The sequence below is a fragment of the Sulfobacillus harzensis genome (assembly GCF_012933365.1).
Lineage (GTDB): Bacteria > Bacillota > Sulfobacillia > Sulfobacillales > Sulfobacillaceae > Sulfobacillus_B > Sulfobacillus_B harzensis.
Window position 1 is genome coordinate 1 of the sequence record NZ_JABBVZ010000158.1, and the last position, 5,446, is coordinate 5,446.

The 5,446-nt window shown below is 61.1% G+C and carries 5 protein-coding genes and 1 pseudogene; 3 read left to right on the forward strand and 3 right to left on the reverse strand.

Features of this window, described 5'->3' with window-relative positions; translation table 11 throughout:
- Nucleotides 1-136: 136 nt before the first annotated feature.
- The 3 genes and pseudogenes from tnpA to tnpC all read left to right on the forward strand — a co-directional run bounded on the left by tnpA (nt 137) and on the right by tnpC (nt 2,587).
- Nucleotides 137-448: an IS66 family insertion sequence element accessory protein TnpA gene (gene tnpA / locus HIJ39_RS21220; protein WP_169103038.1), complete on the forward strand. Its 312-nt coding sequence runs from the start codon at nt 137-139 to the stop codon at nt 446-448.
- On the forward strand, nt 448-810 hold the full coding sequence (tnpB, locus tag HIJ39_RS21225) for an IS66 family insertion sequence element accessory protein TnpB (protein WP_169103044.1): 363 nt from the start codon (nt 448-450) through the stop codon (nt 808-810). Before tnpA ends, tnpB begins: the two co-directional genes overlap by 1 nt.
- Nucleotides 811-883: 73 nt before the next feature.
- Nucleotides 884-2,587: pseudogene (gene tnpC / locus HIJ39_RS25315) on the forward strand (IS66 family transposase).
- A gap of 41 nt (nt 2,588-2,628) precedes the next feature.
- Here the strand turns inward: tnpC and HIJ39_RS21240 are convergent.
- The 3 genes from HIJ39_RS21240 to HIJ39_RS21250 form a co-directional block, all read right to left on the reverse strand.
- The gene (locus HIJ39_RS21240; protein ID WP_169103041.1) at nt 2,629-3,669 is read right to left on the reverse strand and encodes a hypothetical protein; all 1,041 of its coding nucleotides are present in this window, start codon (nt 3,667-3,669) and stop codon (nt 2,629-2,631) included.
- A gap of 387 nt (nt 3,670-4,056) precedes the next feature.
- Entirely contained in the window at nt 4,057-4,359 is a 303-nt protein-coding gene (locus tag HIJ39_RS21245; protein ID WP_169103042.1) for a putative quinol monooxygenase, read from the reverse strand.
- 119 nt (nt 4,360-4,478) lie between these two features.
- Nucleotides 4,479-5,446 (reverse strand): DUF2785 domain-containing protein (locus HIJ39_RS21250; RefSeq protein ID WP_207711838.1); only part of this gene is annotated, 968 nt, incomplete at its 5' end.

Here is a 5,446-nt window from a genome sequence, read left to right on the forward strand (position 1 = left end):
CACCACAACCGTACCAACGGGGGGATTTTTTCCTCAACTGTCAAAGTCCGCCGAAATCACATCTCTACAGGACGCTTCTCGTAGCCCCGACCGACGCCCATAATGCCCCTAGAGTTCAGGAAAGGGGTTGTTCCACATGAGTGAGAAAGAACGCGAAGAACTGCACCAGCTGTGGGCGGGATTGGTGGCCGAGTTCCGGGCCAGTGGTCTGGGGCAAGCCCAATGGGCGCGCCAAAACGGATACAACGTGCGGCACTTGCAGTACTGGCTCCGGAAGTTTCCGGCGACCGACGCGACCGCGTCGGAGGCGGCCTGGGTGTCCATGCCCGTGGCCCCGGACCCCAGGGCCACGCCATCCTTGGTGGTGCGGGTGGGTTCTGCCGCCATCGAGATACCGCCCGGGTTTGACCCCAGCCTTTTGCGGGCCGTGGTCCGCGCCCTGGCATGATGGGGGCACTCGGTGCCTCCGGGATACGCGTCTACCTAGCGTGTGGGGCGACCGACATGCGGAAATCGATTGATGGATTGGCCGGCTTGGTGCAAGCCCGTTTTCAGCTCGATCCGTTTGCGCCCGCTCTCTTTGTGTTTTGCAATCGCCAACGCGACAAGCTCAAAATCCTCTATTGGGATCACAACGGGTTTTGGCTCCTGTACCGGCGATTAGAACGCGGGCATTTTCAATGGCCGCAAGCCGTCCAAGATGCGCCTACGCGAGCCATTTCCCCGCGCCAATTGCAATGGCTCCTCGACGGATTGGCCGTGGATCAGCGGCACGCCCACGCGCCCGTCCGGGCGCGGACAGCGGTATAAATTCCGGGCTAAAAGTGGACTGAACCCGTTGATTTAGCAGGGTTTTCGGGGATTGGTGTCGAATCTCTCTCCTATGGTCAATCTCCCGGAAACGCCCGAAACCCTCCAGCGCCGATGCGCGCAATTAGAAGCCGAAGTCGCGGCCTTGCGCCAGCAAGTGCAGTGGTTTGAGGAACACCTCCGGCTGGCCCAGCACCAGCGGTTTGGGGCCTCCTCGGAACGGTCCGATGCCATCCAGCTTCATCTCTTTAATGAAGCGGAAGCGACGGCGGCCTCCGCCGTGGACGCGGCCCCCGAAGAGACGATCCCCGATACGCGCAAGAAGAGAGCCCGCGGGCGGCGCGATGCCGCCCTCAAGGATTTCCCGGTGGAGCGGATCGAATACCGGTTGCCTCCCGACGCGCAACACTGCACCGCGTGTGCGGGGCCCTTGCACGAAATGGGCGAGGAAGTCCGCCGGGAACTGAAGGTCATTCCGGCGCAAATCAAGATGGTGGAACATGTCCGCTACAAGTATGGGTGCCGGACCTGTGAGCACGAAGCGATCACCGTGCCGATTGTCACCGCGCCCATGCCGCGCCCGGTCTATCCGGGGAGCTTGGCGTCCCCGTCCTTGATGGCCGACATCCTCCATCAAAAGTACACCCTCGGCCTTCCCCTATATCGTCAGGAGCAAGATTGGGGCTGTCTCAAAAGGTATGTCGGCGGTGATGCCGTCCCTAAAATGTGCCCCTTTTACCCCACGTAGTGGAGGAAAGGAATCACTTTTCTCCCCGTTTTTAGGGGCCAAGTGGGAGAAAATTTTACGGTAAAAGCCTTTTGAGACAGCCCCCTCTCCCGGCAGACCATGGCCAACTGGGTCGTGTTCGCCGCGCAGGAATGGTTGGATCCGCTGTATCAGCAACTCCACCGAGAACTCCTCCAACGGGATATCCTCCAAGCCGACGAAACGACGGTACAAGTGTTGCAGGAAGACGGGCGCGACGCGAAAACCCAGTCCTATATGTGGCTCTACCGTACCGGACGGGACGGGCCTGCGATGGTGTTATATGAATACCAAAAGACCCGCGACGGCCAGCATGCCCAGCGCTTTTTCGCCGGTTTTAAAGGGTACCTCACGGTGGACGGGTACGCCGGGTACCATGGAATCCCCGATGTCACCTTAGCTGGCTGCTGGGCGCACGCCCGGCGTAAGTGGATGGAGGCGCTGAACGCCCTCCCCAAAGAGGCTCGGGATGGGCCGAGCGTGGCTCGGGACGGTCTCCAGTTTTGCAACCGCCTGTATGATGTGGAACGAGACGTCCGTGAGGCCACTCCGGATGAACGCTTGCGCGCGCGTCGCGCGCGGAGTACCCCCATTCTGACCGAATTTCGCGCCTGGTTGGGCGAACAACGGGATCAGACCTTGCCCAAAAGTGCGACCGGGCAGGCGATCACCTACTGCCTCAACCAATGGGGGCCGTTGCAAACCTTCTTAGCGGATGGTCGCTTGGATATCGACAACAACCGGAGCGAACGGAGTATCAAGCCCTTTGTCATTGGGCGGAAAAATTTCTTGTTCATGAATACCCCTCGCGGGGCGAAGGCGAGCGCGATTACATATAGCATTATCGAAACGGCCAAGGAAAACGGTTTGAACCCCCGGGCCTATCTCCAATATCTGTTCGAGCAGCTACCCAACCGCGATCTCAAGGATCCGGCCGTCTGGGCTGACCTACTGCCCTGGTCGCCGGCCCTGCCCGCCTCTCTCAGAACCCCCGTGCCCGGTACCGTCTAAGGCGTCCGATTCCCCACCGCAAGGTGGGGGCTATTGGACGCTTACGTTTCGGTAAATGTTGATGGGTACCACGCATCGACGTGCGCCCGGGTGGCGGCTGCCGATCCAACCTCCGCGGCCGTGCGGAAACGGAACCCGGCCGGCAGGACGGGCTCCGCGAGGTTGACGAGCGTCCGACGGTTAAACTGGTGCCAGTCGCCATCGTCGCCCCCCGCCTCGGAATCGCGCGTGTAGCCGCGCGCGGCCAGACGGGCCAGCAGCTCCGTGTCGGCATCCTGCGGCGTGATGAATCGGTCGAGGCCGGCCGCCTGCGCGGCGTACCAGTCGAGAATCTCGTCCAGCAGCTCGGGGCGGTCCGGGTGAACCTGCCAGATTAGATCCGCGCTGGTCGACGTGGACGTCGATCCGTCGGTACGCCTCACCGTGTGCGGGAGGTACATCCAAGCCCAAGCGTCCAGTCGGCCGCTGCCGTCGGCGCGGGGCCACAGGCGATAACGCCAGCGGTCGCCAATCGCTGCCCGGTCTTTACCAAATTGCCAGGCGAGTTCCCCGACGGTCGCGCCGCCCTCCAGGACCTCGGGACGCCGGATGGTCACCTCCTGGGCCAGACCCTGCATCAACCGCACCTGCTCGGGCCCCAGTTCCCGCGGCATCCCCTTTTCTGTGTTACCCATGTGTATCACTCCTAGTAAATGAATCGACCATATTGCCCGCATCGCCGCCATCTGAGCCGCCCGATTCCGCGCGCATCGGCTGATGGTGTACGTGGCGAACCCTGCCTGCAACCAATGGATTCCGGCTGCGCCGACGCGATACGCATCGAAAACATGGTTCACGGGTCTTGCCAGACCCGGCTCGGCTACCCAACGCGCGATGTGATAGGCCATTCTCTGACCCCCGCGAATGGCCCTGAGGACACGTTCCGTCGGACTCTGTCCATGGTGGGCCAGCCCAGGGGTCAACGTCTTCGAGAGGGTTTCGGGTAACCCGGTTCGCCGCCCAGGGTGGCGCGCGAGCCTCTCGGCGCCGGGCTCAGGGAAACGGGGCAGGATAATCACGGGCGAAGGTTTTTCGTCGGCCATTTCTGGGGCCGGACAGGTTCGCTCGAAGGGAGCCCGGGGCGAGCCCCACGGGATCCGAGACGGGCAAATCCACAAACAAAATACCGACCCCATACCGCATCACGATCATCGATGGTCCTCCTCCATGCGAGGACCACTATCAGCATGGCTGATAGCAACCCTCCGAGTTATCGATTTATCGCGTCAATGCGCAAGGGTCAGCACCTCCGGCGAATCCGCTACGAAATTGTAATTGTCGTAAGGTTAGCACGAGAGAGAACCCCGGTCAATATTGGAGAGAATCTCAGGCGCCGCGATCGCCGATCGGCGCAAAGAAAGGCCTGTCTCTTAAGATACTACTGCCAGAAGGCGGTCTTAACGTATATTCGCCCCCGAATGTACGCCAGGCTAAATGCCCTTGCCACCCACTGGCCGAAGCTTTATTTGGTTCACGCGAGCAATCAGCGGTCTCGCCCGCTGGATTAGTGCCATGGCCGTGTCCAAGGACAACGAGGCATCGTGTGCTACGGAATCACGCCAGATTTCTGTGACCCACACACCGTTTGGCTCGTCGTCCGGGATGTTGACGACATACAGGTCACAACCGTCGACCAAGGCCATGCTGTCGGCGGCTTCCAATAAAATCTGGACCAACACGTCGCGTTGACCATCGTGCGCGGTGAACTTGGTATACAATCCGAATTCACTCATCGGTATATCCCCCCGTCGATACAACCATATCAGACCGCCCGGAAGGTCGTTCCGAATTCCGCGAAGCAATCGGCCCTTAATGCGCACTCTCCCCCGTATCTCCCTTAAGCCACCGAGCATCATGATTCTATGTCGGGCGGGGGATAAAGCAGAAAGATGTCAAACCGGTCCAGCGCCGCCTGGATCGGATCGAGCCATGCGTGCTCTCGGTCTTTCGCCCGAAAGCGAAAGTACAGGCTCCGGAGAAAGTGTTCGGCGTTGGCACCACCGAGCGTCTCGACCTGGTCGTCGGGCCCCGTCAATAGTTGAAAGCTATCGAGCCATGTCTGAATCGCGTCCGCATTCAGACGCCCCGACTGGATGATCTGATAGGCAGCAAACGCCAGACGGTCATCCTCCAGGTAGCCCAGCGGATAGGGAAGCGTCGCCAAGTGATGAATCGCGGACAGTAGGTCGGACACCCGAGTCACCGGAATTCTGGGATGACGGCCGGCTATCCAGAGCGCATCGGCCGTGTGCGCCACCGCGTGTGCCCAGCCCTTGTTCGCCACGTAACCTCGCCAGTCCCGCTCCGACCGCGCGTACGCCAGGACCCGATCCAGCGCCCATACCAACAGATCCTCTGTTAGCTCACCGGCACCGAGGTCCGACCCGAGTACCATGGGAACCACAAGGACCGAGAAGCTGCGCCGAAACACACTGTCGGTACCGCTCTCGCCGATTCCCGCGAAAAGGTGGCAATCATCCAGGGCCGCCTGCAACAGAGCCACCCGCTCCCCCAGGGTCAGCAGCCCTTCCTCGATGAGGCGATCCATGAGGGTAAGCGATAGCGCGTCCCGAAGCCGCAGGTCGGGACTGGCGAAATTCTCAAGAAGTGCCTCCGCCAGAGGCCCTGCGTTAGAGGGGGGCCAGCCAACGCCATTGGCTAGCTGTTCCAACTCCTCGACTCGAATCGTCATGGGATTATCCTCTCCTCGCCGGCCATGTGCCGCAGACATGGCGCTCTCTGACGTCCTAGCAGCTTGTGTGCGTAGTCGGTCCGCGATGCCGTCGCTCCGCATGTAGAGTAGCCCGTTAACTCGACCCT